The organism is Pseudomonadota bacterium (assembly GCA_026388215.1).
Lineage (GTDB): Bacteria > Desulfobacterota > Syntrophorhabdia > Syntrophorhabdales > Syntrophorhabdaceae > JAPLKF01.
In genome coordinates, this window is record JAPLKF010000090.1 from 1 (window position 1) to 1,900 (window position 1,900).

Annotated in this window: 3 protein-coding genes; all 3 read right to left on the reverse strand. The window is 45.9% G+C overall.

The annotated features are described in order from the left end of the window. Positions 1-188: hypothetical protein (locus NTU69_05430; protein MCX5802960.1), on the reverse strand; the 188-nt coding region annotated here is incomplete at its 3' end. Positions 189-261: 73 nt separating this feature from the next. After that, positions 262-993 carry a 23S rRNA (guanosine(2251)-2'-O)-methyltransferase RlmB gene (gene rlmB / locus NTU69_05435; GenBank protein MCX5802961.1) on the reverse strand — a complete coding sequence of 244 codons (732 nt, stop codon included), beginning with the start codon at positions 991-993 and terminating at the stop codon, positions 262-264. Then, the gene (pyrF, locus tag NTU69_05440) at positions 968-1,699 is read right to left on the reverse strand and encodes an orotidine-5'-phosphate decarboxylase (protein MCX5802962.1); all 732 of its coding nucleotides are present in this window, start codon (positions 1,697-1,699) and stop codon (positions 968-970) included. Before pyrF ends, rlmB begins: the two co-directional genes overlap by 26 nt. Positions 1,700-1,900 lie beyond the last annotated feature (201 nt).

The following is a 1,900-nucleotide window of genomic DNA, read 5'->3' on the forward strand; positions in this document are numbered from 1 at the left end:
TTCGGCTCAAGGTTCTTAAGTGTGAATTGAACGTCAACCTTGTCACCAACCAACGCCGGTTTATTCGCCTGTACCTCGAAGCTAATCAGAGAAAGACCATTGGGCAATGTAGGGGCTGCGTGAGTATGCCCGGTTAAAACAAAGAGCAGCAATGCTGTAACAATGAATATAAACCATTTCTGACCCATGATTTCATACCCCCATTGGGCGGTTTTAAGCCGCTCATTTATTTATTCATGGCAATTGCTTGAACACCGTTCCCTATTCACGGTCTTTAAGCCTCTGTCTCCTTACTTCATATACTGATAATGCAAAGCTCGTTGCCACATTCAAGGAAGGGAAGGCATTCGCTGTGGGGATTTTAAGGACCTCGTCACATTTCGTTTTTGTTAGTCTTTTAAGCCCATCCTCGCTACCGAATACAAGACATGTGGGCCCATTTAGATCCACATTCCATAAGGGCATTGTCCCTTTTTCGTCCAATCCATAACAGAATATACCCATACCCTTCATTTCATCAAGGTACCTTGGGAGGTTAGTAACCCTCACAATCTTTACATGTTCTATAGCCCCCCTCGATATACCTGTTACGGTTTCAGTGATTCCACATGACCTGTCTTTTGGAATAATTACCCCATCTACCTCAAGACAGGCGGCACTCCTTACGATATTCCCGAGATTCTGTGGGTCGTAAATCCCGTCAAAGGCACAGAGAAGGGGGTTATTGGCAGACCTTATTTCCTTTAAAAATGCGTCCTGGTCTGTATATGAAACATCATCCCTTTCAAGGCATATGTGGGACTTTGCCCCTTGAAACCTTTTCGAAAATGCCCCCCTCGGAAGCACCCTGAATGAGATGCCCTGTCTCTTTGCCTCTTTTATACATTCATCAGAGGCCCTTTCATGACCTGCCTCAATCCAGAGTCTGCGGGCCATATCAGGATGTTCTTTGATTGTCTCAAGGATACTATTTTTGTTGAAGAGAAGTGGCATTCCTTATGTCCTCGCATATCTTTTCTAATAATCCTTTCGGGTTGCTACTATCCCTTATCGCCCTGCCAAGGACAATATACGATGCGCCCTTGAGGATTGCTTCTACAGGTGTGATGGTCCTTTTCTGATCGTCCTTTTTTTCCTCAAGCCTCACACCCGGCGTTACTATCGTGAAGTCATTGCCACATAAAGCCCTTATCATCTCTATTTCTGTTCCTCCTGCAACAACGCCGTCAAGCCCGGCCTCTTTTGCAAGGAGTGTCAGGTTTTTTGTTAAATCAAAGACAGGTATCCCTATGCCCATCCTCTTCAGTTCAGCATCATCTATGCTTGTCAGTACTGTAACCCCGATAATTTTGGGTCGCTGGAGCCCCAGTTTTTTTGCTGTGTTGTGAAGGGCGATCCTCGCCTCTCTCATCATTGTCAGGCCACCCGATGCATGGACATTCAACATATTAACCCCAAGCCTTGCAGCCTCAATGACCGCCTTTGCAACAGTGTTCGGTATATCATGGTATTTAAGGTCAAGGAAGACCTTCGAGTTTTTCATAATGATAAAATCCACAATCTTTGGACCACAATGGGTGAAGAGCTGCTTGCCAACCTTGAACATGCCCACATGTTTTCTGAACTCCAGAACAAGCTTCTGTGCCTCTTCAAAATGCTCTACATCAAGGGCAAAGATGATTCTTTCCTTCGGGTCCATGTATCCTCCTCCTTTATCCCTCTGTGCGTTTTGTCAAAATTCATCTCCCCTCTCCCCTTGGGGGAGAGGACCGTCATTGAGAACAGACGGAGCTGCATACTCATCTCCCCTCTCCCCTTGGGGGAGAGGGTCAGGGTGAGGGGTGAGAAGAGCATCTCGAATGGTCTCCAAAACACCTTCTAAGTTATCGAATACCTGATT

Bases quoted from the DNA above. Each gene is read 5' to 3' on its own strand.
- rlmB (MCX5802961.1), bottom strand. From the start codon at position 993: ATGCCACTTCTCTTCAACAAAAATAGTATCCTTGAGACAATCAAAGAA.
- pyrF (MCX5802962.1), bottom strand. From the start codon at position 1,699: ATGGACCCGAAGGAAAGAATCATCTTTGCCCTTGATGTAGAGCATTTT.